At 75.7% G+C, this 762-nt stretch carries 1 protein-coding gene; it reads right to left on the bottom strand.

What is annotated here, in order from left to right; all coding sequences use genetic code 11:
* A partial coding sequence (locus FV228_RS31465; RefSeq protein WP_147857945.1) for an AsmA family protein occupies positions 1–762 on the bottom strand: 762 nt, incomplete at both ends.

A 762-nucleotide genomic window follows, 5' to 3' on the forward strand; every position in this document is an offset into this window, starting at 1 on the left:
GGTGGGCACCGCGCCGTTGCGGTGGACGAGTTCGGCGAGATCGAGGCCCGCGATCGCGCCGCCGTCGACCGAGAGGGTCGCGCGGCCGCCGAGGCTGGCGAGCAGGGCGACGCTGTCGCGGGCGCTGCCCTCCAGGCTGAACTGGCCCTGCAGCGGCCCGCTCAACCAGCGTCCCGCACCGATCTCGCCCAGGAGGGACCCGACGTCGACCCGGTCCAGGCTGCCCTGCATCCGGACCTCGGTCTCGGCCGGATCCGCGGCGCTCGCCAGGGTGACGCGCCCCTTGAGCATGCCGTCCTGCAGGCGCGCCCGGTTCACCGCGACCTCCACGGCCGCGTCCCGCACCAGGATGCTGGCGGCGAGGTCCTGCGCCAGGACCGGACCGACCCGGCCCTCGGCCGCGGACAGGCGCAGGTCGAGATCGCCCCCTGTCAGCGGACCCAGCGCCAGGGAGGCCGGCTCGGCCTCGAACAGCCGGATCAGGTCGGCGAGGAGCGGCGACAGGTTGAGGGTCTCGGCCGCCAGGGTCGCCTGGACCGAGAGGCGCGGCTCGGGTCCGGTCCCGAGGGTGACGGCGCCGGCCCCATCCAGGACGTCGTCGCCGAGCCCCACCCGCAGGCTCGGCCACGACACCGACCTGTCCCCGGCCTCGAACCGTCCGTCGAGCGAGAAGGCGCCGGCGAGCGCGGCGAGCGGTGCGTCGCGCCCGAGCCAAGCCAAAGTTTTCGGGAGCGCGCGGCTCTCGAACCGGGCGCGACGCAC

This window comes from Methylobacterium sp. WL18, from assembly GCF_008040015.1.
Taxonomy (GTDB): Bacteria; Pseudomonadota; Alphaproteobacteria; order Rhizobiales; family Beijerinckiaceae; genus Methylobacterium; species Methylobacterium mesophilicum.